General features: G+C 72.1%; 24 protein-coding genes. 13 read left to right on the top strand and 11 right to left on the bottom strand.

Features of this window, described 5'->3' with window-relative positions:
- The 3 genes from AC0IWM_RS04730 to AC0IWM_RS04720 all read left to right on the top strand — a co-directional run bounded on the left by AC0IWM_RS04730 (position 1) and on the right by AC0IWM_RS04720 (position 1,502).
- Positions 1 to 537: an HPr kinase/phosphorylase gene (locus AC0IWM_RS04730; RefSeq protein WP_471753303.1), complete on the top strand. Its 537-nt coding sequence runs from the start codon at positions 1 to 3 to the stop codon at positions 535 to 537.
- Positions 538 to 662: 125 nt separating this feature from the next.
- Entirely contained in the window at positions 663 to 1,064 is a 402-nt protein-coding gene (locus AC0IWM_RS04725; protein ID WP_056466439.1) for a PTS sugar transporter subunit IIA, read from the top strand.
- A gap of 117 nt (positions 1,065 to 1,181) precedes the next feature.
- A complete protein-coding gene (locus tag AC0IWM_RS04720) occupies positions 1,182 to 1,502 on the top strand; it encodes an HPr family phosphocarrier protein (protein WP_056466436.1) in 321 nt (106 codons plus the stop codon).
- A 21-nt stretch (positions 1,503 to 1,523) separates the two neighbouring features.
- Here the strand turns inward: AC0IWM_RS04720 and AC0IWM_RS04715 are convergent, their stop codons facing one another.
- The 3 genes from AC0IWM_RS04715 to AC0IWM_RS04705 all read right to left on the bottom strand — a co-directional run bounded on the left by AC0IWM_RS04715 (position 1,524) and on the right by AC0IWM_RS04705 (position 5,388).
- Positions 1,524 to 2,420: a GNAT family N-acetyltransferase gene (locus AC0IWM_RS04715; protein WP_471753302.1), complete on the bottom strand. Its 897-nt coding sequence runs from the start codon at positions 2,418 to 2,420 to the stop codon at positions 1,524 to 1,526.
- Between the two features lie 111 nt (positions 2,421 to 2,531).
- On the bottom strand, positions 2,532 to 3,650 hold the full coding sequence (locus AC0IWM_RS04710) for a CobW family GTP-binding protein (protein ID WP_471753301.1): 1,119 nt from the start codon (positions 3,648 to 3,650) through the stop codon (positions 2,532 to 2,534).
- 202 nt (positions 3,651 to 3,852) lie between these two features.
- Positions 3,853 to 5,388, bottom strand: a complete 1,536-nt coding sequence (locus AC0IWM_RS04705; RefSeq protein WP_471753300.1) for a D-alanyl-D-alanine carboxypeptidase family protein — start codon at positions 5,386 to 5,388, stop codon at positions 3,853 to 3,855.
- A gap of 367 nt (positions 5,389 to 5,755) precedes the next feature.
- On the opposite strand from AC0IWM_RS04705, the gene queE reads away from it, so the two are divergent.
- The 4 genes from queE to AC0IWM_RS04685 all read left to right on the top strand — a co-directional run bounded on the left by queE (position 5,756) and on the right by AC0IWM_RS04685 (position 8,397).
- On the top strand, positions 5,756 to 6,388 hold the full coding sequence (queE, locus tag AC0IWM_RS04700) for a 7-carboxy-7-deazaguanine synthase (RefSeq protein ID WP_471753299.1): 633 nt from the start codon (positions 5,756 to 5,758) through the stop codon (positions 6,386 to 6,388).
- Between the two features lie 44 nt (positions 6,389 to 6,432).
- A complete protein-coding gene (gene queD / locus AC0IWM_RS04695) occupies positions 6,433 to 6,798 on the top strand; it encodes a 6-carboxytetrahydropterin synthase QueD (protein ID WP_471753298.1) in 366 nt (121 codons plus the stop codon).
- Complete coding sequence (gene queC / locus AC0IWM_RS04690; protein WP_471753297.1) at positions 6,795 to 7,508, top strand: 7-cyano-7-deazaguanine synthase QueC; 714 nt, start codon at positions 6,795 to 6,797, stop codon at positions 7,506 to 7,508. The genes queD and queC overlap by 4 nt, the downstream gene beginning before the upstream one ends.
- Before the next feature lie 94 nt (positions 7,509 to 7,602).
- Positions 7,603 to 8,397 (top strand): SGNH/GDSL hydrolase family protein, encoded by a 795-nt coding sequence (locus tag AC0IWM_RS04685; RefSeq protein WP_471753296.1) that lies wholly within the window; start codon positions 7,603 to 7,605, stop codon positions 8,395 to 8,397.
- A gap of 87 nt (positions 8,398 to 8,484) precedes the next feature.
- On the opposite strand, the gene AC0IWM_RS04680 is transcribed toward AC0IWM_RS04685, so the two are convergent.
- The 3 genes from AC0IWM_RS04680 to AC0IWM_RS04670 all read right to left on the bottom strand — a co-directional run bounded on the left by AC0IWM_RS04680 (position 8,485) and on the right by AC0IWM_RS04670 (position 11,300).
- Positions 8,485 to 9,084 (bottom strand): cyclase dehydrase, encoded by a 600-nt coding sequence (locus tag AC0IWM_RS04680; protein ID WP_471753295.1) that lies wholly within the window; start codon positions 9,082 to 9,084, stop codon positions 8,485 to 8,487.
- Positions 9,085 to 9,116: 32 nt separating this feature from the next.
- A complete protein-coding gene (locus tag AC0IWM_RS04675) occupies positions 9,117 to 10,289 on the bottom strand; it encodes a zinc-dependent alcohol dehydrogenase (RefSeq protein WP_471753293.1) in 1,173 nt (390 codons plus the stop codon).
- A 99-nt stretch (positions 10,290 to 10,388) separates the two neighbouring features.
- A complete protein-coding gene (locus AC0IWM_RS04670) occupies positions 10,389 to 11,300 on the bottom strand; it encodes a LysR family transcriptional regulator (RefSeq protein WP_471753292.1) in 912 nt (303 codons plus the stop codon).
- Between the two features lie 96 nt (positions 11,301 to 11,396).
- Here AC0IWM_RS04670 and AC0IWM_RS04665 point away from each other — a divergent pair, with 96 nt between their 5' ends.
- Entirely contained in the window at positions 11,397 to 11,843 is a 447-nt protein-coding gene (locus AC0IWM_RS04665) for a DMT family transporter (protein ID WP_471753291.1), read from the top strand.
- A 9-nt stretch (positions 11,844 to 11,852) separates the two neighbouring features.
- Here AC0IWM_RS04665 and AC0IWM_RS04660 read toward each other — a convergent pair whose 3' ends face one another.
- Genes AC0IWM_RS04660 through AC0IWM_RS04650 form a run of 3 tightly spaced genes read right to left on the bottom strand, consistent with a single transcriptional unit; the run spans position 11,853 to position 15,099 of the window.
- Positions 11,853 to 12,338: a secondary thiamine-phosphate synthase enzyme YjbQ gene (locus AC0IWM_RS04660; protein WP_471753290.1), complete on the bottom strand. Its 486-nt coding sequence runs from the start codon at positions 12,336 to 12,338 to the stop codon at positions 11,853 to 11,855.
- Entirely contained in the window at positions 12,335 to 14,059 is a 1,725-nt protein-coding gene (locus AC0IWM_RS04655) for a cisplatin damage response ATP-dependent DNA ligase (protein WP_471753289.1), read from the bottom strand. Before AC0IWM_RS04655 ends, AC0IWM_RS04660 begins: the two co-directional genes overlap by 4 nt.
- Positions 14,056 to 15,099 (bottom strand): ligase-associated DNA damage response exonuclease, encoded by a 1,044-nt coding sequence (locus AC0IWM_RS04650; protein ID WP_471753288.1) that lies wholly within the window; start codon positions 15,097 to 15,099, stop codon positions 14,056 to 14,058. The genes AC0IWM_RS04655 and AC0IWM_RS04650 overlap by 4 nt, the downstream gene beginning before the upstream one ends.
- A gap of 41 nt (positions 15,100 to 15,140) precedes the next feature.
- Between AC0IWM_RS04650 and AC0IWM_RS04645 the strand changes: the two genes are divergently transcribed.
- Together AC0IWM_RS04645 and AC0IWM_RS04640 are read left to right on the top strand one after the other, a co-directional pair.
- Positions 15,141 to 16,103, top strand: a complete 963-nt coding sequence (locus AC0IWM_RS04645) for a class I SAM-dependent DNA methyltransferase (RefSeq protein ID WP_471753287.1) — start codon at positions 15,141 to 15,143, stop codon at positions 16,101 to 16,103.
- A gap of 167 nt (positions 16,104 to 16,270) precedes the next feature.
- A complete protein-coding gene (locus AC0IWM_RS04640) occupies positions 16,271 to 17,008 on the top strand; it encodes a YoaK family protein (RefSeq protein ID WP_471753286.1) in 738 nt (245 codons plus the stop codon).
- A gap of 49 nt (positions 17,009 to 17,057) precedes the next feature.
- Here the strand turns inward: AC0IWM_RS04640 and arfB are convergent, their stop codons facing one another.
- On the bottom strand, positions 17,058 to 17,477 hold the full coding sequence (gene arfB, locus AC0IWM_RS04635; protein WP_471753285.1) for an alternative ribosome rescue aminoacyl-tRNA hydrolase ArfB: 420 nt from the start codon (positions 17,475 to 17,477) through the stop codon (positions 17,058 to 17,060).
- Positions 17,478 to 17,505: 28 nt separating this feature from the next.
- The gene (locus tag AC0IWM_RS04630; protein ID WP_056466387.1) at positions 17,506 to 17,790 is read right to left on the bottom strand and encodes a BolA family protein; all 285 of its coding nucleotides are present in this window, start codon (positions 17,788 to 17,790) and stop codon (positions 17,506 to 17,508) included.
- A gap of 130 nt (positions 17,791 to 17,920) precedes the next feature.
- Between AC0IWM_RS04630 and AC0IWM_RS04625 the strand changes: the two genes are divergently transcribed.
- The 3 genes from AC0IWM_RS04625 (at position 17,921) to cobT (ending at position 21,725) form a co-directional block, all read left to right on the top strand.
- Positions 17,921 to 18,547 carry a J domain-containing protein gene (locus tag AC0IWM_RS04625; RefSeq protein ID WP_471753284.1) on the top strand — a complete coding sequence of 209 codons (627 nt, stop codon included), beginning with the start codon at positions 17,921 to 17,923 and terminating at the stop codon, positions 18,545 to 18,547.
- 255 nt (positions 18,548 to 18,802) lie between these two features.
- Positions 18,803 to 19,786 carry a cobaltochelatase subunit CobS gene (gene cobS / locus AC0IWM_RS04620; RefSeq protein ID WP_056466381.1) on the top strand — a complete coding sequence of 328 codons (984 nt, stop codon included), beginning with the start codon at positions 18,803 to 18,805 and terminating at the stop codon, positions 19,784 to 19,786.
- A 37-nt stretch (positions 19,787 to 19,823) separates the two neighbouring features.
- On the top strand, positions 19,824 to 21,725 hold the full coding sequence (gene cobT / locus AC0IWM_RS04615) for a cobaltochelatase subunit CobT (RefSeq protein WP_471753283.1): 1,902 nt from the start codon (positions 19,824 to 19,826) through the stop codon (positions 21,723 to 21,725).
- Positions 21,726 to 21,757: the final 32 nt, after the last annotated feature.

Here is a 21,757-nt window from a genome sequence, read left to right as displayed (position 1 = left end):
ATGCCCGACCCCGCGAGCCGGACCGATTCGGTCCACGCCACCTGCATCGCCCTGGGCGAGGCGGGCCTTCTGATTCGCGGCCCCTCGGGCGCGGGCAAGTCGACCCTGGCGCTCCTCCTCCTCGACCGGGCCTCGGTGATGGACTGGCCGGCGAGTCTCGTCGCCGACGACCGGGTCCGCCTCAGCCGCGACGGCGCGACCCTGGTCGCCCATGCGAATCCCGATCTCGCCGATCCCGGTCTCGGCGACCGGATCGAGGTGCGGGGCCTCGGCCTGCTCCGGGCGACCGACATCCTGTCCGCGGTGCCGGTCCGCCTCGTGGTCGATCTCGTCGCCGACGCGCCGCGCCTGCCGGAGGGTCCCCTGAGCCGCACGGCCCTGCTCGGGCTCGACCTGCCGGCCCTGCGCCTGGACGCGGCCCTGCTGCGCGCGGGCCTCGGGCCGCGCCTCGTCCTCGATGCCCTCGCGGAGTGCCACGGCGTGGCGTCCGGGACGCACCGCCCGGTCTTGCGCCTGCCGCCGCTCCCGAGACCGTAGCGCCGGGGCCACCACCGTGGCATGATCATGACGTTCGAGCACACAAAATGCCGCATTCACCTTGCGCTCGACCTTGCGCTGCACAAGATGGCGGCTCCGCTCACAGGGCGTTGGAACCCGCGTCGATGATTGGAATGGTGCTCGTCACCCACGGGCTATTGGCGACCGAGTTCAAGGCTGCCCTTGAACACGTCGTCGGGCCTCAGAAACAGATCGAGACCATCACCATCGGTCCCGAGGACGATATGGAGCTGCGCCGGCTCGACATCATGAATGCGGTCAGCCGCGTCAACACCGGCAATGGGGTCGTCGTGCTCACGGACATGTTCGGCGGCACGCCCTCGAACCTCGCCCTCTCCTGCATGAACGGCGGCGAGGTCGAGGTCGTGGCCGGCATCAACCTGCCGATGCTGATCAAGCTCGCCAGCGTGCGCGATGCCGAACCCCTCGGCGACGCCGTCCTGCACGCCCAGGAAGCGGGCCGGAAGTACATCAATGTCGCGTCGCGCGTGCTGGCCGGCAAATAGGCTTTCTTCCCCTGCAGCCACGGCTTACAGGCAATCTCGGGTCCCGCGCATGAACGGCGGGCCTGCCGATGCCGCGCAGCGCGGCGCGGAACGCCAGCGAGGGGACGGCCGACGCCCATGAGCTACGACGACGATGCCGACGACAGCCTGCCGCCGGTGCCCGAGGGCGGGCTGATCCAGGTGCTCCCGATCATCAACCGGCGCGGCCTGCACGCCCGGGCATCGGCCAAGTTCGTCCAGACCGTCGAGCGCTACGATGCCGCCGTCACCGTGACCCGCTCCGGCGAGACCGTGGGCGGCCGCTCGATCATGGGCCTGCTCACCCTCGGCGCGGCACAGGGCACCTCGATCGCCGTGGTCGCCTCCGGCGACGACGCCGAGGCCTGCATGACGGCGATCACCGACCTCCTCGCCAACAAGTTCGGCGAGGACGAGTAGCGGCGACCCGGGCACCGCCCCTCAGGCGGAGCGCCCGATCCGTTCCGGCGCGACCGCGCCCGCGACCTGACGCCAGGCGACGGCCTGCGCCCCGTGCCCGAGGGTGATGGCGGCGGCGACGATCGCCCCCTCCTGCCGCGTCAGGGTCACGGTGACCTGCCGGCGCTGCGCGAAGAGCCGCGTCACCACCCGCACCAGCGCGGCCTCCGACGGATCGCCGATGATCGGGGCGAGCGAGACCTCGGCATCGAGGAGCAGGAACTCCTCCACCGCGTCGCGGACCCGGTCCGGCTCGCCGATCCGCTCCACCTGCGACGGCGCCCGGCCGGGACGCACGCCGACGAGGCTCTGGGCGGGAATGCCGGCGCGCCGGGGCACCGCCCGGAGCTGCGCCGCGGGCGCCCGCGCGGCCGGCCCGGCCACGCCATCGAGCACCAGGACGGCGCGGGGGCGAAGGAGACGCAGGCGCTCGGCCACCGCCATGCGCACCGCCTCGACGCGGTCGGGCGCGATCGTGGGCGCCAGGGCGGTGCCGTGCGGCTGCCAGAGGCCGATCCGCTCCTGGCCCCAGAGGGTATGCGGCAGCGCCAGCGGCAGCACGGCGGCGAGCTGGTCGGGGCCGTTGCCGGTCGTCCAGGCCAGGGCGAAGAGTAGGTCGCGCCCACCCGACTGGTGCTGGGCCGCCGAGAGCAGGTAATCGGGATCGGCCAGCACCGGATCCGCCACCCGGGCACGGACGAGGAGCGCGCGCCAGGCCGCGATCTCGCCCTCGCTCACCGCCGCCGCCCGGCGCAGGTCGACCCGCCAGGCGGCCGGAGCGGCGATCGGGGAAACCTGCACGTCCGCGGTGAGGGCCGCGTCGGCCGCCGGAGCCCGTGCCGCCGCGCCGCCCTCGATCACCGTGAAGCGCTGTCTCATGTCTCGATCCGATCCCGCCGACGTCCCATCCTGGGACAAGGGGGCGCCCGCGGGCGCCAGTCGGTCTTAAGGTTTCAAGATCGGTGCCGCCCGTTTCCGGACGGGGCCGGCTCAGCCGCCGGGGATCGCCAGCGGATTGTCGGTGAGGGCCGCCGCATCGGGGCCGTCGATGCGCGGCCGGCCCAGGAAGGCGTCCCACAGGCGGGCGACGAAGGCCGGATCGAGGTCGCGCAGGATCAGGACGAGGCGCGAGCGATGGTCGCCATCGGGCCAGGCGTCGAGATGCACCGGCGCGTGGATGACGTGCTGCACGCCGTGCACCACCAGCGGCCGGTCGGGGGCGTCGGCCAGGGCCACGAGCCCCTTCAGGCGCAGCAGGTTCGGACCGTGGGCCGAGCGCAGGAGATCGAGGAACATCTCGAAGGCGGCGCGGGGCACGGGCGCGTCGCTGGTCAGGCTGAAGGCCCGGATCGAGGCGTCGTGCCGGTTCACGTCGTGATGGTGGTGGCCGTGATGGTGATGCCCATGGTCGTGACCGGCCTCGCGCTCGGCCTCGGCGCCGAGCCAGGCGCGCACGTCGGCGCTCTTGCCGTCGAGGCCGAACAGGCCGCCGAGGAGATCGGCGGGCGGCACCGCGGCGTCGCGCAGGGGCGCCGCGGGGTTCAGCACCCGCAGGCGGGCCTCGAGGGCGCGGCCGTCATCATCCGCCAGGTCCCGCTTCGTCACCACGATCTGGTCGGCCACCGCCACCTGCCGCACGGCCTCGACATGGGCGTCCAGGGTCGAGGCGCCGTTGACCGCATCGACCACCGTGACGACGCCCTGGAGGCGATACCGGATGACGAGGTAGGGATGGTAGATCAGCGCGTGCAGGATCGGCGCGGGGTCGGCGAGGCCCGTCGTCTCGATCACCACCCGGCGGAAGGGCTGGATGCGGCCGTTGTCGCGCTTGCGCAGCAGGTCTTCGAGGGTGGCAATCAGGTCGCCCCGCACGGTGCAGCACAGGCACCCCGCCCCGAGCAGGACCATGTCCTCGTCGATCCGCTCGATCAGCAGGTGGTCGAGGCCGATCTCGCCGAACTCGTTGACGATGACCACGGTGTCGGCCAGCGCCGGATCGCGCAGCATCCGGTTGAGCAGGGTCGTCTTGCCGGCGCCGAGGAAGCCGGTGAGGACGGTGAGCGGGATCGGCTCGGGCGCGCGGGGATCAGGCTTGGACAGGTCGGTCATGATTCTGACCTAGCCCTCCGGGCGCTCCTGCTCAATCCTCGGCGATGTAACAATGTTACGAAACACACCCCGGCACGGCCCCGGATCCGTGAGGCCTCGTCTCGGGGACTGCGCGTGGCCGGCCGCCCGGAAGTTCCGATGCCAGCACCGCGTCATTCCGGGGCGCCGAGACAAGCCTCCGGGCGAAATCGTCGGAGACGTCCTACTCGTCGGCCTGCGCCTTGCTGGCGGACTTGGTGCCCTTCGCCGCCTTCGCGGCGGGCTTGGCCGGCTTGTGCTCGGCCTTCGCGTCGGCCTTGACCCCGGCCTTGGGGGCGACCTTCGCCGCCGGCTTCTTGACGGCGCCGACCTTCAGCTTCGGCGCGCCCTCCATCACGGGCGTCGACTCGGCGGGGGCATAGGCGCTGGCCGTGGCCGGAACGCCGGCCTTGCCGCGGGCGAGCGCCTTCCTCGGCTCGGGCTTGGCGGCGGCCTTCGTGGCGGGGGCTGCGGCCTTGGCCTGACGGGCGGCCTCGCGCTTGGCCGCGACCGCCTCGAGCTTGGCCTTGCGGGCCTCCGCGACCTTGGCGGCCCTCTCCGCCTTCTCGGCCTCCTCCTGCTCGTTGAGGGCGATGGCGCCCTCGGCCGGGTCGCGCCCGATCCAGACCAGGACCGGCTGCAGCGGCGCGCGGGGCGGCAGGGCGCGGGTGCGCAGGGCGGCGCTGTTCATCGTGGCGAAGGCCAGCGCGGCCGAAGGCGGGGCGGCGGCGGCCATCAGCTGCGCGTTGGCGTTGTCGGCGCTGGCGCCGGCGGCCCCGGCGCTCGCCGTGATGGCGCCCTGGCCCTCGTCCACCGGCATCGGCTTCTTCCGGTCGCAGATATAGGGCCGCATGTCCGGCGGCTCCGAGATCCCGGAGGCCGGCAGGGCGTCGAGGGTCTGCGCGCCCCAGCCCGGGGACTGGCTGAAGCCGTAATCGAACAGGTCCGACGCCTTGAGATCGCGCTCGCGGGCGCTCGGCTGGCCCATCACCACGGTGAGGATGCGGCGCCCGTTGCGGGTGGCGGTGGCCACGACGTTGAATCCGCCCGAGCAGATGAAGCCGGTCTTCATGCCGTCGGCGCCGGCGTAGCGGCCGAGCAGGCCGTTGTGGTTGGCCATCACCGAGCGGCCGAACTGGATCGCGCTGATCGAGAACAGGGCGCGGCTCTCGGGGAAGTCGCGGATCAGGGCGCGGCCGAGGACGGCCATGTCGCGGGCCGAGGTCCATTGCCGGGCATCGGGCAGGCCGTTCGGGTTGGTCCAGCGGCTCTCGCGCATGCCGATGCGCTGGGCGGTCTCGTTCATCATCTGGGCGAAGCCCTCGACGGAGCCGCCGAGGTTCTCGCCGATCGCCCAGGCCACGTCGTTGGCCGACTTGACCATGATGATCTTCAGGGCGTTGTCGAGGGTGAGCTTGGTGCCCGGGCGGAAGCCCATCTTCGAGGGCGGCTCGGCGGCGGCGGCCGGCGAGATGGTGATCAGCGAATCGAGGGAGAGCTTGCCCTGCCGCACCAGGTCCAGGGCGACGTAGGTGGTCATCAGTTTGGTGATCGAGGCTGGGAACCAGGGGTCGGTGGCCGCCTGCCCGTAGATCACCTTGCCGGAATCGACGTCCACCACGAGGATCGGTGCCGTGGCCGCGCTCGCGGAACCTGCGCCGAGCAGGCCTGCCGCCACCGCGAGACCAACGACGAGGCGCCTCAACAATCCGTTCGACATCAGGCCTGTCTCAAGAAGGAACGCCCCGGCCCGATCGATGATCGGCCCTGGCGGGAAGCCGGTCAACGGCCAAGCTGGCATGCCACCCCTCCGGGAGCGACGGCAAGCGCGTCTCGCCGGATCGTGACACGGTCTCCACAAAGCCGCGTTCCGTGGCAGGAGCATGGCAGACAGTCTCGCAGATGCGAGAAGCCGGCGGATTCATGGTATACCGGCGGTCTCCGCATGGGTGGGGGCGGCCCGCGCCCCGTGGTGCCGATGGCGGGGACCGCTTATGTGCGCGGCAGCCGTCTCCGGCGGCCGAAGGATTTCAGAGGATCAGCTGCGCGCGCCCGGACGGTCCGCCGGGGCGGGCGCCGAGGACGTGATGGCTTACGCAGTCAAGGAACTGTTCCACACCCTGCAGGGAGAAGGCGCCCAGGCGGGTCGCGCGGCGGTGTTCTGCCGCTTTTCCGGCTGCAATCTCTGGTCCGGCCGCGAGGAGGACCGCGCGGGCGCCGCCTGCCGCTTCTGCGACACCGACTTCATCGGGATGGATGGCGAGGGCGGCGGGCGCTTTTCCACGGCGCAGGAGCTGGCGACGGCGATCGCCGCGACCTGGGCCGGCGGCCCCCACAGCCGCTACGTCGTCTTCACCGGCGGCGAGCCCCTCCTCCAGCTCGACGCGGCCCTGATCGCGGCCGTCCACGCGGCCGGCTTCGAGATCGCGGTGGAGACCAACGGCACCCTGGCGGCCCCGGCCGGCATCGACTGGATCTGCGTCAGCCCGAAGGCCGGCAATCCCCTCGTCCAGCGCAGCGGCCACGAGTTGAAGCTCGTCTTCCCGCAGGCCGAGGCTGCGCCGGAGGCCTTCGCGGAGCTCGACTTCCGCCATCACTGGCTCCAGCCGATGGACGGGCCGGACCGGCTCGCCAACACGGCCGAGGCGGTGGCCTATTGCCGGCGCGACGCGCGCTGGCGGCTTTCGCTCCAGACGCACAAGATCATCGGGATTCCGTGAGGAACCCGGAGGAACCCGCCCGCTCGCACCATGAAGATTGCTCGATGAAGATCACCCAAGCCTTCACCTTCGAGGCGGCCCACCGCCTGCCGAACGTGCCCGAGACCCATCGCTGCCACCGCATGCACGGGCATTCCTACCGGGTCGAGCTCACCCTCTCGGGCGCCGTCGACCCGGCCACCGGTTGGGTGGTGGATTTCTTCGACGTCGAGCACGCCTTCGCGCCGGTGCTGTCCCGCCTCGACCATTACTGCCTCAACGAGATCGAGGGGCTGGAGAACCCCACCGCCGAGCACATCGCCGCCTGGATCTGGGAACACACCAAGGCGGCGCTGCCGGCCCTCTCCTCCGTGAAGGTCTACGAGACACCGATGTCCTGGGCCGAGTACGAGGGCGAGGCCCTGAGATGAGCGCCGCCCTGGTCCTGTTCTCGGGCGGGCAGGATTCCACCACCTGCCTCGCCTGGGCGCTGGAGCGCTTCGAGCGGGTCGAGACGCTGGGCTTCGATTACGGCCAGCGCCACCGCATCGAGCTCGACTGCCGGGACGGGCTGCGCCGGGGCATCGCCGCCCTGAAGCCCGAATGGCGCGCGCGGCTCGGCGACGACCACACCCTGGCCCTCGACGCGCTGGGCCAGGTCTCCGACACGGCGCTGACCCGCGACACCGCCATCGCCTTCGAGGACGGTGGCCTGCCCAACACCTTCGTGCCGGGCCGCAACCTCCTGTTCCTGACCTTCGCGGCGGCGCTGGCCTATCGCCGGTCGCTGACCCACATCGTCGGCGGCATGTGCGAGACCGACTATTCCGGCTACCCGGATTGCCGGGACGACACCATCAAGGCGCTGCAGGTGGCGCTGAATCTCGGGATGGACCGGCGCTTCGTGCTGCACACGCCGCTGATGTGGATCGACAAGGCCGAGACCTGGCGCCTGGCCGAGGCTCTCGGCGGCCGGGCGCTGGTCGACCTCATCGTCGAGGACAGCCACACCTGCTACCTCGGCACCCGCGGCGACCGCCATGACTGGGGACACGGCTGCGGCACGTGCCCGGCCTGCGACCTGCGGGCCAAGGGCTACGCCCGATTCACCGCCGAGGCCGTCGCGGCCCAGGGCGCCTGACCCCGCCATCCGGGAGCGCGGCGGGCCGGCCGCCACGGCCCGCGTCCCCGGGCGAACCCGATCTCGAGCGAAACCTGGCAATCCGAGGGTGCGGATGAACGGTCCCGAACTCGGTCGCCGCCGATCGCCCGGCGGGCAATGGCTGCGCCGGACCGTGCTGGCCATCGGCGTCGCCCTGAGCGCCACGCTGGCCGCAGCCCCGATGGTGGGCCTCCCGATGGCCGGCGCTTCCGAGGACGCGCAGCGGAACCGGCAATTGGCCGGCGAGCACCTGATGCGGCGTCTGCCGGCGATCCGCGCGGCGCTCTCGGCGGCCCAGCCGGGCTTCGTCTTCCTGGCGGGCAATTCCCACGCGGAGCTCCTCGGCACCCTGCTCGCCCGGCGGCTCCCGCGGGTCGTCAATGGCGGGATCGGCGGGACTTCGGCACGCCGTTACGCCACGGAACTCGACGGGCTGACCTTCCCGGTCCGGGCCGGCGTCGCGGTGCTGTTCCTGGGCACGAACGACATCCTGCGTCACGCCGCCCCCCTGTCGCAGAGCACGCTGGGCGGGTTCGAGGCGGCCGCTGCGCGCAGTCTCGAACGGCTGCGGGCCAACGCCGATCTCGTACTGGTCGCCGCCGTCCCGCCGATCGGCCCGGAGGCGCGGGCGGACCGCGATCCCGCCGCGGTGGCGGCCTACTCGGCGGCCCTGCGCGGCCTGTGCGCCCGGCACGGGTGCCGGTTCTTCGATCCGTTCGCGGCCCTGCGCGACGGCGAGGCGGGCCTGACCACGCAGGCCGCCCCGCCGGACGGGGTCCACCTGCGCGACTACGAGGCGCTGGCCGCCGACCTGGAGACGCGCCTGCGCGCGCTCGGCCCCACCGGGTCCCGACGGTCTGCGGACTGATCCCCTCTGCTGCAAGCGCACCGGCCGGAAGGCGCGGGCGGAGGCCGGGACCTCGCGTTCGTTCCCGACGCTGCCGGGTGCCCCGCCTCAGGTCCAGGCGCGAAGCCCCTCCGGCGTGGTGAAGTCCCGGGGCCGGACGTCGCGGGCGGCGCCGCGCGCCGCTGCGAGTCCCTTCGGGAACCCGCTCCGGTTCCGGTAATCCGCCCGGACCCGCTCCGAGGGGGCGAGCGGGGCGTCCGAGAGGGCCTGTGCGCAGAGGATGTCGGCCAGGCCGACTCCCGCGAGGGCCGTCAGGGCGACGACGGTGTTGGTCCGGTGGCGCGGGTCGCCGCCGAGCCCGGGCAGCACGGTGGCGACGTCGAGGCCGTCCCCGGCGACCCGGGCCCAGATCCAGGGCGTCGGATCGCGGGAGCCGAGGATGCCGGCCCCCTGGACGAGCTCGCGCACCCCGTAGGCCCGCACCAGCGGGCCGGCGCGCGGCATGCCGAGCCAGCGCGCGATCGCGTCGCCGCACGTCAGCTCCGTCACGCCGAGGGCGAGGGAGAACCAGCCGAGGCCCTGCGCCAGCTGGCGCGTGGTCGGATCGGGCCGGCGGCGCCGGTCCGCGGCGAGGCGGGCGGGGGGTGCCTCGGATCCCGGGCTCCCCTGGCGGGCCGTCGGATCCTGGCGGGACGCGGATGCGGGCATGCGAACGTCCTCGAAGCGGGATCGGGGGACGATCAGGGCCGGAGCACGACCTTGATGCAGTTGTCCTTCTTGTCGCGGAACGTCCTGTAGAGCTCGGGCCCGTCCTCGAGACGACCCCTATGGGTGATGACGAAGGAGGGATCGATCTGTCCGTCGGCGATGCGCTGGACGAGGTCGTCGGTCCAGCGGTTGACGTGGGTCTGCCCGGTGCGGAGCGTGAGACCCTTGTTCATCAGGGCGCCCATCGGGATCTTGTCGACGAGCCCGCCATAGACGCCCGGAACCGAGAGGATGCCGGCCGGGCGGCAGACATAGATCATCTCGCGCAGCACCGTGGCGCGGTCGCTCTCCAGCATCATCGCCTGCTTCACGCGGTCGTAGACCTGTTCCAGGGCGCGGGGGGCGTGCGCCTCCATGCCGACGGCATCGATGCACTTCTCCGGCCCCTTGCCGGCGGTGAGCTGGTTCAGGCGCTCGACGGTGCTCTCCGTCGCATTGTCGATGGTCACGGCGCCACCGGCGCGGGCCATCTCCAGGCGCTCGGGCACCCGGTCGATGCACACCACCTGCTTGGCGCCCAGCAGGATCGCCGAGCGGACCGCCATCTGGCCGACCGGGCCGGCCCCCCAGATCGCCACCGTGTCGGTGGGTTGGATGTCGGCCTGCACCGCCGCCTGCCATCCGGTCGGGAAGATGTCGCCGAGGAACAGCACCTGCTCGTCGGTGAGCCCGTCCGGCACCTTGATGTGGGTCTTGTCGGCGAACGGCACGCGAACGTACTCGGCCTGTCCGCCCTGGTAGCCGCCGGTGAGGTGGGTGTAGCCGAACAGGCCCGCGGTGGTGTGCCCGAAGGCCTTGGCGGCGAGGTGCTTGTTGCGGTTCGATCGCTCGCAGACCGAGAAGAAGCCGCGTCTGCACTGGTCGCACTCGCCGCAGATGATCGTGAACGGGATCACCACCCGCTCGCCCTTGCGCAGAGCGCCGTTGATGCCCTTTCCGGTCTCGACCACCTCGCCCATGAACTCGTGGCCCATGACGTCGCCCTTCTCCATGCCGGGCATGAAGTGGTCGTAGAGGTGCAGGTCCGAGCCGCAGATCGCGCAGGACGTGACCTTGATGATGGCGTCCCGGTCGTCCTCGATGCGGGGATCGGGGACGGATTCGCAGCGGATGTCCTGAGCGCCGTGCCAGACGATGGCTTTCATCGCATCTCTCCCGCGTACGGTTTCGTGTCGTCGATATGCTGAGAACCGGACGGCGGGGCACGGGTTCGGTCCCGATGGAGCGGTCCCGCGCGGCGCGCCTCACGCGGTCGCGATGCTCCGCTCCGAGACCAGCGCGTCGCGCTCCAGGCGGAGTAGCTCGACCAGGCGCTCCGCGAGGCGCCCCGGCGGACGGCCCGCCGGGCGGACCAGCATGGTCTCGATGGGCAGGGCCGGCCGGAACGGGCGCAGCACGATCGGCAGGCCGGTGAGCTCGCCGGCCGGGACCGGGTCGACGATGGCGAGGCCCAGCCCTTCCGCGACCAGCCCGCAGCGCGCCGCCGTGTACTGGGCCATCAGGGGAAAGCGCGGCACGCAGCCGGCTTCCGCGAACCGTGCCTCGACCGCCTCCTGGAACAGGCCCGGGCCGCCGGCGATCAGGGTCTCGCCGGCGAGGTCTTCCGCCGCGATGGCAGGCCGGCGGGCCAGGCGATGCCGGCGCGGCACGGCGCAGACCGCATCGACGGTCAGGAAGCGCTCAGCCGTCACGCCCGCATGGCCGGAGCGCGGGCGGGCGAGGCCGAGGTCGCACTGGCCCGAGGCGGCCCAGGCCCAGATCGTGTCCGGGCTCGGCACGTGGACGGCGACGCGGGCGCCCGGATGTTCGGCGGCGAGGCGACGGATCGCCCGCGGCAGCAGGCGCGAGGCCAGGGAGGGCTGGCAGGCGATGCGCAGGGGCCCGGTGCCGAGTTCGCGGATCTGCCGGGCGGCGTGGCGCAGATGGTCGAGGCCGGCATAGCTGCGCTCGACCTCCCGGGCGAAGGCCTCCCCCTCCGGCGTCGGCCGGGCGCTGCCGTGGCCGCGCACGAACAGGGTCAGGCCGGTCTCGGCCTCGAGCTGCGCCATGGCCCGGCTCACATGCGGCTGGCCGACCCCGAGGGCCGCGGCGGCCCGGGTCATTCCGCCATGGCGCATCACGGCGCGGAAGAGATCGAGATGGGCCGGGTTGATCATGCCTCGCCCGCATGGAAACGCGCCGATCCGTCATTTGACGGCATGGGCGTGGGATGGTTGTCAAGGAACCCGTCTCCCGAACCGGTCCCGAGGCCCATGCTCAACCTCCTGCTTCCCCTGGCCCTCTCCGTGCTGGCGGGCACCAGCATCGTGGTGCAGCAGGCGCTGATCGCGAACCTGCGGATCGGCCTGAACTCCTCGGCCTGGGCGGGCTTCGCGAGCTACTTCGTCGGCCTCCTGTCCATGGTGGTGCTGGCCCTGGCCCTGCGCGATCCGCTGCCCTCGGCGAATCTCGCCGCGCGCATCCCCTGGTGGGCCTGGAGCGGGGGCTTCTTCGGCGCGGTCTTCATCGCGCTCGCCACGATCCTGGTGCCGCAGCTCGGCGCGGCCACCTTCCTGGCGCTCCTCGTCACGGGCCAGATGCTGGCCTCGGTGGCCTTCGACCATTTCGGCTGGCTCGGCCTCGCCCAGCGCGCCCTGGACGGGCCGCGCCTCCTCGGCGTCGGGCTCCTGATCGGCGGGGTGATCCTGATCCGGCGCTAGGGGCGAGGCTCAGGCCCCGACGGCCTGGAGCAGGATCTCGCGTCGATGGGGCCGGTCGCGATGCTCGATCAGGTAGAGGCCCTGCCAGGTGCCGAGGCCGAGGCGCCCGCCCAGCACCGGCACGCCGAGGGCCGAATCCGTGACCATCGTGCGGATATGGGCCGGCATGTCGTCCGGCCCCTCGGCCCCGTGGACGTAGCCGGCATGTCGCGGGGCGAGGCCGTCGAGGGCGGTGAGGAGGTCGGTCTGCACGTCGGGATCGGCATTCTCCTGGATGGTCAGGGAGGCCGAGGTGTGCCGGCAGAACACGGTGACGAGGCCCGTGACGACCCCGCTGCGCTGCAGGAAATCCGCGACCGCGCGGGTGATGTCGGTGAAGCCCTGGCCGGGCGTCGACACCGTGAGCGTCGCGCTCGCCTGCCGCTCCACGGGTCCGCTGGAGAACCCCTCCAGCGCGCCGATCCTGCCTCCCGTCCTCATGCCTCCCGTCCTCATGCCTCCACCTCCTTCAAGGTCTCGCCCGGCGCGATCTCGCGCTCGCCCCGGGCCAGGATGGTCTCCAGGGCCTCGATCCGGTCGGCCTCCGCCGCCGGCTTGTCCCAGCGGATGCGGGCCACCCGGGGAAACCGCATGGCGACCCCCGACTTGTGGCGGGTCGAGCGCTGCACGCCCTCGAAGGCGATCTCCAGCACGAGGCCGTGGTCGAGCCCGTAGGCGACCTCGCGCACCGGGCCGAAGCGCTTGGTGGTGTTGTTGCGGACGTAGCGGTCGAGCTTGGCCAGCTCGGCATCGGTGAAGCCGTGATAGGCCTTGCCCACCGGCACGAGCTCCGGCGTGCCGTCCTCGCGGTCGCGCCAGACCCCGAAGGTGTAGTCGGAGTAGAACGACGAGCGCTTCCCGTGCCCGCGCTGGGCGTACATCATCACGGTGTCGACCCGGAACGGCTCGCGCTTCCACTTCCACCAGGGTCCCTTGGGCCGCCCGGGCAGGTAGGCGCTGTCGCGGCTCTTCAGCATGATGCCCTCGATGGCGTCGGCATCCGCGCCCGCCCCCACCGCGGCCGGGTCGGCGCGGGCGGCGGCCAGATCCTCCCAGCTCGCGAACGGCACCAGGGGCGAGAGGTCGATCCGGGCGTGGTCGAGGGCCGCCACGAAGGCCTCCAGGCGGGCGCGGCGCTCGGTGAAGGGCAGCGGGCGCAGGTCCTCGCCCTCGGCCTGCATCAGGTCGTAGGCGCGGACATGGGCGGGGAACTCCTCGAGGAGCTTCGAGGTCACGGCCTTCCGGTTGAGGCGCTGCTGGAGCACGTTGAAGCTCTGCACGCGGCCCTCGCGCAGGATCAGCAATTCGCCGTCGACGGCGCCCGAGAAGGTGATGGCCTCGGCGAGATCCGGGAAGGCGCCGGAGATGTCCTCGCCGGTGCGCGAGTAGATGCGGGCGACCTGGGCGCCGGCCTCGTCGCGGCCCCCGACGAGCTGGACGCGGATGCCGTCCCACTTCCACTCGCCGGAGAAGGCGGCCGGATCGAGCTTCTCGAAGTCGCCCTCCGCGTCGATGGGGTGCGAGAGCATCGGCGGCCGGAACGGCGCCGGGTTCAGGGTGGCGGGCCGCTCGGCCCGGCCCTCGACCCAGGCGAACAGGGTGGCGTAAGGCGGCTCCAGCCCGTGCCAGACCTCCTCGACGGCGTCGGCCTCGTGGCCGCCGAGCGCCCCGATGGCGGTCTTGGCGAGCCGGGCCGAGACGCCGACCCGCAGCGCCCCGGTGATGAGCTTGAGGAGTGCCCAGCGCCCGGTCTCGTCCAGCGCGTCGAGCCATTCGGCGATGCGGGCGGGCAGGTCGGCCTTCTTCACGGTGCCGAGGGTCTCGACCACCTCGGCCAGGGTCGGCACGTGCGGCGGCGGGTTGTTGTGGCCGGGGCCGACGAGCGGTTCACCGGCCGAGGCCGCGGGCGCCGGCCAGATCAGGGCCGTGGTCTCGGCCAGATCGCCCACGTAGTTGTGCGAGAGCCCGAACAGCACCGGGTCGACGCGCGCCTCCACCAGCCCGCGTATCATCGCGGGCTTGGCCTCGCGGAAGGTCAGGCCGCCCGTCATCGCGGCCAGCGCGTAGCCGCGCTCCGGGTCGGGGGCGTGGGCGAAGTAATCCTGCAGCAGGCGCAGCTTGGCGTTGCGGCGCGGCTCGTAGGCGAGGCGGTCGAGGAGGTGGGCGAAGTCGTTCACGCGGCCTCCTCCGGTGCGGCGGCGGGCTCGGCCTCGCCGTCGTCGCCGTAGCCCAGCAGGTGCAGGGGCTTGGCCGCGATGCCCTGCGTCCCGCACCAGTGCACCAGGGCGTCCTCCTGCCCGTGGGTGACCCAGACCTCCCCGGCCCCGGTCTCCAGGATGGTGCGGCAGAGATCGGGCCAGTCCGAATGGTCGGAGATGCAGAGGGGCAGCTCGACGCCCTTCTGGCGGGCGCGGGCGCGCACCCGCATCCAGCCCGAGGCGAAGGAGGTCACCGGGTCGGGGAACTTGCGCGACCAGACGTCCTGGATCGAGGAGGGCGGGCAGAGCACGATGGCGCCGTGCAGCTTGGCGCGTTCGGCCGCCACCACCTTCGGGGTCTCGCCGAGCGGGATGCCCTCCCGCTTGTAGAGCTCGGTCAGCTTCTCCATCGCGCCGTGGAGGTAGATCGGCCGGTCGTAGCCGGCCTCCCGCAGGAGCGCCATCACGCGCTGCGCCTTGCCGAGCGCGTAGGCGCCGACGATGTGGGCGCGCTCGGGGAACAGGGCCACGGAATCGAGGAGCTTCCTCACCTCGTCGCGAGTGTCCGGCATCCGGAACACCGGCAGGCCGAAGGTCGCCTCGGTGATGAAGACGTCGCAGGGCACCACCTCGAAGGGCAGGCAGGTCGGGTCGTAGGCGCGCTTGTAGTCGCCCGAGACGACGACCCGGACGCCCTGCGCCTCGATCGCGATCTGGGCCGAGCCGAGCACGTGCCCGGCGGGCGCGAAGCGCACGGTGACGCCGCCGATGCGGATCTCCTGGTCCAGCGGTGCCTCCTGCCGGCTCTCGCAGAAATCCGCCCCGTAGCGCACCGCCATGATGCGCAGGGTCTCGCCCGTGGCGAGCACCCGGCCGTGGCCCGCCCGGGCGTGGTCGGCGTGCCCGTGGGTGATCAGGGCGCGCGGCACCGGCCAGGTCGGATCGACGTGGAAGCCCCCGAGGGGGCAGTACAGGCCCTCGCGGGTCAGGGTGAGAAGATCGCTGGCGCTGAAACTCATCGGCGCGGCATATAGGGCGCCCGAGACCCGTTCGCAGTCACATGTCCCGCACGATCACCTCCGGCGACCTTCGCGCCGACCGGCGCTACGCCTACGCCCAGGGCTGCCTCGACGACGGCGACCCGGACGGCGCCGCCGAGATGGCGGAGCAGACCCTGGAGATCGCGCCCCGCTTCGCCCCGGCCTGGTTCCTCCTCGGCCGCGCCCGCGAGGCCCGCTACGCCCGGGGCGGGCGGGCCAGCGACCATCACGCGGCCCTGCGCGCCTACGCCAACGCCCTCGACATCGACCCCGAGGACGCGCAGGGCGCCCGCCTGGCCCTGGTGCGGATCGGCGCCGGTGACGCGGTCACGGCGATCTCGCCGGGCTACGTCCGGGCGCTGTTCGACGCCTACGCGCCGCGCTTCGACCGCCACCTCGTCGAGGGCCTGTCCTATCGCGGGCACGCGCTCGTCGCCGACGCCCTCGATGCCACCGCGGGTCCGGCCGCGCCGCTCGGGCGCGTCGTCGACCTCGGCTGCGGCACGGGCCTCGTCGGGGCCGCCCTCGGCGGCCGGCCGGAGCACCTGACCGGCATCGACCTCTCGCCCGGCATGCTGGCCGAGGCCGGGCGGCGCGGCCTCTATCACCGGCTGGTGGAGGGTGAACTGGTGGCGGCGCTCGACGCCGAGCCCCCCGCCTCGGCCGACTGCGTCACGGCCGCCGACGTCATGATCTACGTGGGCGATTTCCCCGGCATGGTCTCCGGCAGCGCCCGCGTCCTGCGGGCCGGCGGACGCTTCGCCTTCACCGTGCAGTCCCACCCGGGCGACGGGCTCGTCCTGGGGGCGGATGCCCGTTACGCCCACGGCGACGCGCTGGTGCGGGAGACCCTGGCCGGAGCGGGCTTCGATCTCGAACTCTGCCGGCCGGCCGTGGCGCGGCGGGAAAACGGGGCCGACGTCCCGGGCCGGGTGATCGTGGCCCGGCGGCCGGACCCTTCACGTTTCCGTTGCGGCCCTTGAGCGCCAGCGCACGACGCGGTTGAACCAAATCGGAGCATGACTGTTGCTCCGGACGCATCGGTGCACCCCGTCCCCGGCCTGACGCCGGGGTCCGATCCCGCACCGGACGCACCGGCCTGACAGCACCGCAATTCGAGCCCCCGCACGGGACGGAGGATGGCAGACCTATGGCAGAGACGCAGAACAAGTCGTTTCCCGCGAGCGCAGCGACGCGCATCCCGTTCGCGCTGGCGCTCTCGGCCGTGGCCGGCTGCGCCGATTCCATCGGGTTCCTCGAATTCTCGCAGCTGTTCATGTCGTTCATGAGCGGGAACACGACGCGCTTCGGCGTCTCGGTCAGCCGGTTCGACTGGGAGAGCACCTCGCGCGTCGCCTCGGTCATCGTCCTGTTCTGCTTCGGTGCCTTCGCGGGGACGCTGATCGCGGCCTGGGTCGGGCGCTGGCGCCTCTCGGTGCTGCTCCTGCTGCAATCGGTGCTCCTGACGATCGGGCTCATCGTCCCGCACGGCAGCTTCGCCTTCCCGCTCCACGCCTACCCGATCGTCATCGCGCTCGGCCTGCAGAACGCGACGCTGCAGGACGAGGGCGGGCGCAGCCTCGCGCTCACCTACGTCACCGGCGCCGTGGTGCGCTTCGGGACCGGGCTCGCCAACCTGATGCTCGGCACCGTGGCGCCCTCCTTCTGGATCCAGGCGCCCCTCTGGGCGGCGCTGAGCACCGGCGCGGTGATCGGCGGCTTCCTGCAGATGCGCTACGGCGAGGACGCCTTCCTGTTCCCGGCCGCGGTCTCGGCGCTGCTGGCCGTCATCGCCCTGGTGCTGACGATCATGAAGCCGGGCAGCCGCTACGTCAGCGGCGAGGTCGAGACGCATCCGCCGGACGGCACGGCGGCGGCCAGGATCTGAACCCGAGATCCGAGCCCAGGATCCGAGCGCAGGATCCGGGGCCCGGCCCCTAATCCGCGCTGCTGCCGCGCAGGCGCTTGGTGGCGCTCCGCTTCGACTTGTCGTCGAGGCGGCGCTTCTTCGAGGCGAGCGTCGGGCGCGTGGCGCGCCGGGGCGTCGGCGGCACGGCGGCCTCGGCCACGAGTTCGGCCAGCCGCTCGCGGGCATCGGCCCGGTTCCGGTCCTGGGTCCGGAAGCGCTGGGCGCTGATCACGATGACGCCGTCGACGGTGAGGCGCCGGCCCGCCAGGCGCATCAGGCGGACCGCCACCGCGTCCGGCAGGGCGGCCGAGCGCCGGGCGTCGAAGCGAAGCTGCACCGCCGTCGAGAGCTTGTTGACGTTCTGCCCGCCGGGGCCGGAGGCGCGCACGAAGGTCTCCTCCAGTTCCGCCTCGTCGATGGCGATGTGGGGCGTGCAGTGAAGGGCCACGGCGGGGTCTCTCGCGGGAAGTGTCGGATCAGGACGCCTCGGCGGGCGTGCGGGCGCGCACCGCCAGGGCGTGGAGCCCGCGCTTGAACGCCGGTTCCAGGGCGGCGTTGACGATGCGGTGGCGCTCCACGCGGCTCTTGCCCTCGAAGGCGGCCGCGACCACGTCAAGGCGGAAATGCGTCTCGCCTTCGGGCCGCGCCCCCGAATGGCCCGCATGCAGGTGCGATTCGTCGATCACCGCCAGGTCCTGCGGCGCCAGTTGCGCCCGCAGCGTGTCGGTGATCCACTCCCTCAGGGTCACGGTCTCGGTCATCGCGGGCGTCTCCTCGTGTTTCCCGTCGTCGGGCGTCGGCGTCCAGCCTGCGTCAACCCCCCAACACCGCATGCGGCATCAGGCCCGCCGCTCTTGTGTCTCCGACCCGCCCCCTCATAATCGCCCTATCATGGATCTCAACTCGCCCCTGTTCGACAGCATCCGCATCAAGCCGTCCTGCGACGAGCCGAAGACGGCCGCCGCCCAGACCTGCGAGACCCCCGGGTGCAAGAACCCCGGGCTCTACCGCGCGCCCAAGGGCCGGAAGGCGGAGGGGCAGTACTGGCGCTTCTGCATGGACCACGTGCGGGCCTACAACGCCACGTACAACTACTTCGACGGCATGAACGACGCCGCCGTGCAGGCCTTCCAGAAGGACGCGATCATCGGGCATCGCCCGACCTGGGCGATGGGCGTGAACCCCGCCACGGCCGGCGACCGCGGCAAGGCGGCGCCCAAGCGCGACTGGGCCTATGTCGACCCGCTGGACATCCTGCGCGCCGAGGGCGTCGGCGAGCCCGCCCGGCGCAAGGCCGCGCCCGAGCCGCGCCGGCCCCGGCACTCGGCCGCGACCCTGAAGGCCCTCGACGTGCTCGGCCTCGACGAGAACGCGGACTCGGCCGCCATCAAGGCGCAGTACAAGATCCTGGTGAAGCGCTTCCATCCCGACGCCAATGGCGGCGACCGCTCGTTCGAGGAGCGCCTACGCGACATCATCCGCGCCCACGACGCCCTGCGCGCCGCCGGCCTCTGCTGAGGGGCCGGGCGCCGGCGCTTCCGGAGTTCCGGCACGATCGATGCACGTTTTCCGGGGCTCCCCTGCTCTGAGTGGGCGGCAATCGCCGGGCGAGGCCCTATATGCAGCGCAGACACCCCTTGGCGCCGCCCGGCGTCGACCTTTAGATGGCGGTCGCGCGCGGTTCATCGTCCCAGAACCGCGAGACCCCGAAGTCCGACACAGCCCGCGCGTTCCGTGACACGCCCACGGCGCCCGCGCCCCGACGAGGTCCTTATGCTTTCTGACGTCTCGCCCGCCTCGCTCCCCGACCGGGAAGTCTCCGTCCGAGAGGCCTTCGGCATCGACCTCGATCTCCGGGTCCCGGCCTTCTCGCGGAGCGAGGAGCACGTGCCGGATCTCGATCCGGACTACATCTTCGATCGGGAGACCACCCTGGCGATCCTGGCGGGCTTCGCCCGCAACCGCCGCGTGATGGTCACCGGCTACCACGGCACCGGCAAGTCGACGCATATCGAACAGGTCGCCGCGCGCCTGAACTGGCCCTGTATCCGGATCAACCTCGACAGCCACGTCTCGCGCATCGATCTCGTCGGCAAGGACGCGATCGTGCTGCAGGACGGCAAGCAGGTCACCGCCTTCCAGGACGGCATCCTGCCCTGGGCGCTCCAGAACAACGTCGCCCTGGTCTTCGACGAGTACGATGCCGGCCGGCCAGACGTGATGTTCGTGATCCAGCGCGTGCTGGAACTGTCGGGCCGCCTGACGCTCCTCGACCAGAAGCGGGTGATCCGCCCGCACCCGGCCTTCCGCCTGTTCGCCACCGCCAACACGGTGGGCCTCGGCGACACCTCGGGCCTCTACCACGGCACCCAGCAGATCAACCAGGGCCAGATGGACCGGTGGTCGATCGTCACCACCCTGAACTACCTCGCCCATGACCGCGAGGTGGACATCGTCCTGTCGAAGGCGGTGCACTACCAGCGCGACGGCGGCCGGGACATCGTCAACCGCATGGTGCGCGTGGCGGACCTCACCCGCAACGCGTTCATGAACGGCGACCTCTCCACCGTCATGAGCCCGCGCACGGTGATCACCTGGGCCGAGAACGCCGACATCTTCCAGGACATCGGCTTCGCCTTCCGGGTGACCTTCCTCAACAAGTGCGACGAGCTGGAGCGCACCCTGGTGGCGGAGTTCTACCAGCGCGCCTTCGGCAAGGACCTGCCCGAGAGCGCCTCGAACGTCGCCCTGAGCTGACCCCCTCCCGTCCGTTTCGAGGAAGCCGTCGACCCGCATGTCGATCTCCAACCGCAAGCCCGGCGACCGGCGCGAGCCCGTCGCCGAACCGCTCAAGCGCTCGGTGGCGGGCTGCCTGCGCGCCATCGCCAAGCGTTCCGAGATCGAGGTGGTCTATGCCAGCGACCGCCCGGCCCTGACCGGCGACAAGGCGCGCCTGCCCGAGCCGCCGCGCAAGCTGACGCCCGAGGACGTGGCGATCCTGCGCGGCAACGCCGACTCGATGGCGCTGCGGCTCGGGTGCCACGACGTCGCCGTGCATCGCCGCCTCGCGCCCGAGAATGCCGGCGCCCGGGCGGTGTTCGACGCGGTCGAGCAGGCCCGCGTCGAGGCCATCGGGTCGCGGCGCATGGCCGGCGTCGCCTCGAACCTCTCGGCCATGCTGGAGGACCGCTACCATCGCGGCGGCAAGTACGAGGACATCACCGACCGGGCCGACGCCCCGATGGAGGATGCCGTCGCACTGATGGTGCGCGAGCGCCTCACCGGCGCCGCCCCCCCCGAGGCGGCCCGCAAGATCGTCGACCTCTGGCGCTCCCATATCGAGGAGAAGGCCGGCGCGAACCTCGACGGGCTGATCGGCTCCATCGAGAACCAGCGCAGCTTCGCCAGGTCGGTGCGCGAGCTCCTCACCTCCCTCGACATGGCCGACGAGACGCCGTTCGACCCCGAGGACGACGAGAACGAGGACGAGAACGAGTCGCAGGACGACGAGCAGACCCCGAGCGAGGGCGAGGCCGAGGAGCAGTCGCAGGGCGACCGCTCCGAGATGGAGACCTCGCAGGAGGCCACGGACGAGTTGCAGGAAGGCGCCACCGAGGCCGCCGACGCACCCTCGGGCGAGCTGCCGGACGAGGCCGAGAACGCCGAATCCGAGGAGGCCTCGGAAGCCTGGCGTCCTCCGTCGCAGCGGACGAACGAGCCGCGCGGGCCGGAATACAAGGTCTTCAATCCACGCTTCGACGAGATCATCCACGCCGAGGACCTCTGCGACGCGGAGGAACTCGCGCGCCTGCGGACCTACCTCGACAAGCAGCTCGCCCATCTCCAGGGCGTGGTCGGGCGCCTCGCCAACCGGCTGCAGCGCCGGCTCCTGGCCCAGCAGAACCGCGCCTGGGACTTCGACCTCGAAGAGGGTCAGCTCGACCCCGCCCGCCTCGTGCGCGTGGTCACCGACCCGTACCAGCCGCTCTCGTTCAAACGGGAGAAGGACACGAATTTCCGCGATACGGTGGTCACGCTCCTGCTGGACAATTCCGGCTCGATGCGCGGGCGCCCGATCACCGTGGCGGCGACCTGCGCCGACATCCTGGCGCGCACCCTGGAGCGCTGCGGCGTCAAGGTCGAGATCCTCGGCTTCACCACGCGGGCCTGGAAGGGCGGCCAGTCGCGCGAGGCGTGGCTCGCCGGCGGCAAGCCCAATACGCCGGGCCGCCTCAACGACCTGCGCCACATCGTCTACAAGAGCGCCGACGCGCCCTGGCGCCGGGCGCGCAAGAACCTCGGGCTGATGATGCGCGAGGGCCTGCTCAAGGAGAACATCGACGGCGAGGCCCTCGACTGGGCGCACAAGCGCCTGCTGGCCCGGCCCGAGCAGCGCAAGATCCTGATGGTGATCTCGGACGGCGCGCCGGTCGACGATTCCACGCTGTCGGTCAATCCCGGCAACTACCTCGAGCGTCACCTGCGCTGGATGATCGAGGACATCGAGACCCGCTCGCCGGTGGAATTGCTGGCCATCGGCATCGGCCACGACGTGACCCGCTACTATCGCCGCGCCGTGACGATCATCGACGCGGAGGAGCTCGGCGGCGCGATGACCGAGAAGCTCGCCGAACTCTTCGAGGAGGATGCCGGCACGCCGGCGCCCCAGAAGCGGGCCGCCGGGGGGCGTCGCTAGAATCTGTCCGGTTCGGGATGACCCCGACAGAT

It is taken from the genome of Methylobacterium sp. AC433, from assembly GCF_979253015.1.
The sequence above is the reverse complement of the archived record's forward strand: the minus strand, read 5'-3'. Positions and strand labels throughout refer to the sequence as shown.

Excerpts from the sequence above, each read along its gene's own strand:
- AC0IWM_RS04730 (WP_471753303.1), top strand. The coding sequence starts at position 1 with ATGCCCGACCCCGCGAGCCGGACCGATTCGGTCCACGCCACCTGCATC.
- AC0IWM_RS04725 (WP_056466439.1), top strand. The coding sequence starts at position 663 with ATGATTGGAATGGTGCTCGTCACCCACGGGCTATTGGCGACCGAGTTC.
- AC0IWM_RS04720 (WP_056466436.1), top strand. The coding sequence starts at position 1,182 with ATGAGCTACGACGACGATGCCGACGACAGCCTGCCGCCGGTGCCCGAG.
- AC0IWM_RS04715 (WP_471753302.1), bottom strand. The coding sequence starts at position 2,420 with ATGAGACAGCGCTTCACGGTGATCGAGGGCGGCGCGGCGGCACGGGCT.
- AC0IWM_RS04710 (WP_471753301.1), bottom strand. The coding sequence starts at position 3,650 with ATGACCGACCTGTCCAAGCCTGATCCCCGCGCGCCCGAGCCGATCCCG.
- AC0IWM_RS04705 (WP_471753300.1), bottom strand. The coding sequence starts at position 5,388 with ATGTCGAACGGATTGTTGAGGCGCCTCGTCGTTGGTCTCGCGGTGGCG.
- queE (WP_471753299.1), top strand. The coding sequence starts at position 5,756 with ATGGCTTACGCAGTCAAGGAACTGTTCCACACCCTGCAGGGAGAAGGC.
- queD (WP_471753298.1), top strand. The coding sequence starts at position 6,433 with ATGAAGATCACCCAAGCCTTCACCTTCGAGGCGGCCCACCGCCTGCCG.
- queC (WP_471753297.1), top strand. The coding sequence starts at position 6,795 with ATGAGCGCCGCCCTGGTCCTGTTCTCGGGCGGGCAGGATTCCACCACC.
- AC0IWM_RS04685 (WP_471753296.1), top strand. The coding sequence starts at position 7,603 with ATGAACGGTCCCGAACTCGGTCGCCGCCGATCGCCCGGCGGGCAATGG.
- AC0IWM_RS04680 (WP_471753295.1), bottom strand. The coding sequence starts at position 9,084 with ATGCCCGCATCCGCGTCCCGCCAGGATCCGACGGCCCGCCAGGGGAGC.
- AC0IWM_RS04675 (WP_471753293.1), bottom strand. The coding sequence starts at position 10,289 with ATGAAAGCCATCGTCTGGCACGGCGCTCAGGACATCCGCTGCGAATCC.
- AC0IWM_RS04670 (WP_471753292.1), bottom strand. The coding sequence starts at position 11,300 with ATGATCAACCCGGCCCATCTCGATCTCTTCCGCGCCGTGATGCGCCAT.
- AC0IWM_RS04665 (WP_471753291.1), top strand. The coding sequence starts at position 11,397 with ATGCTCAACCTCCTGCTTCCCCTGGCCCTCTCCGTGCTGGCGGGCACC.
- AC0IWM_RS04660 (WP_471753290.1), bottom strand. The coding sequence starts at position 12,338 with ATGAGGACGGGAGGCATGAGGACGGGAGGCAGGATCGGCGCGCTGGAG.
- AC0IWM_RS04650 (WP_471753288.1), bottom strand. The coding sequence starts at position 15,099 with ATGAGTTTCAGCGCCAGCGATCTTCTCACCCTGACCCGCGAGGGCCTG.
- AC0IWM_RS04645 (WP_471753287.1), top strand. The coding sequence starts at position 15,141 with ATGTCCCGCACGATCACCTCCGGCGACCTTCGCGCCGACCGGCGCTAC.
- AC0IWM_RS04640 (WP_471753286.1), top strand. The coding sequence starts at position 16,271 with ATGGCAGAGACGCAGAACAAGTCGTTTCCCGCGAGCGCAGCGACGCGC.
- AC0IWM_RS04630 (WP_056466387.1), bottom strand. The coding sequence starts at position 17,790 with ATGACCGAGACCGTGACCCTGAGGGAGTGGATCACCGACACGCTGCGG.
- AC0IWM_RS04625 (WP_471753284.1), top strand. The coding sequence starts at position 17,921 with ATGGATCTCAACTCGCCCCTGTTCGACAGCATCCGCATCAAGCCGTCC.
- cobS (WP_056466381.1), top strand. The coding sequence starts at position 18,803 with ATGCTTTCTGACGTCTCGCCCGCCTCGCTCCCCGACCGGGAAGTCTCC.
- cobT (WP_471753283.1), top strand. The coding sequence starts at position 19,824 with ATGTCGATCTCCAACCGCAAGCCCGGCGACCGGCGCGAGCCCGTCGCC.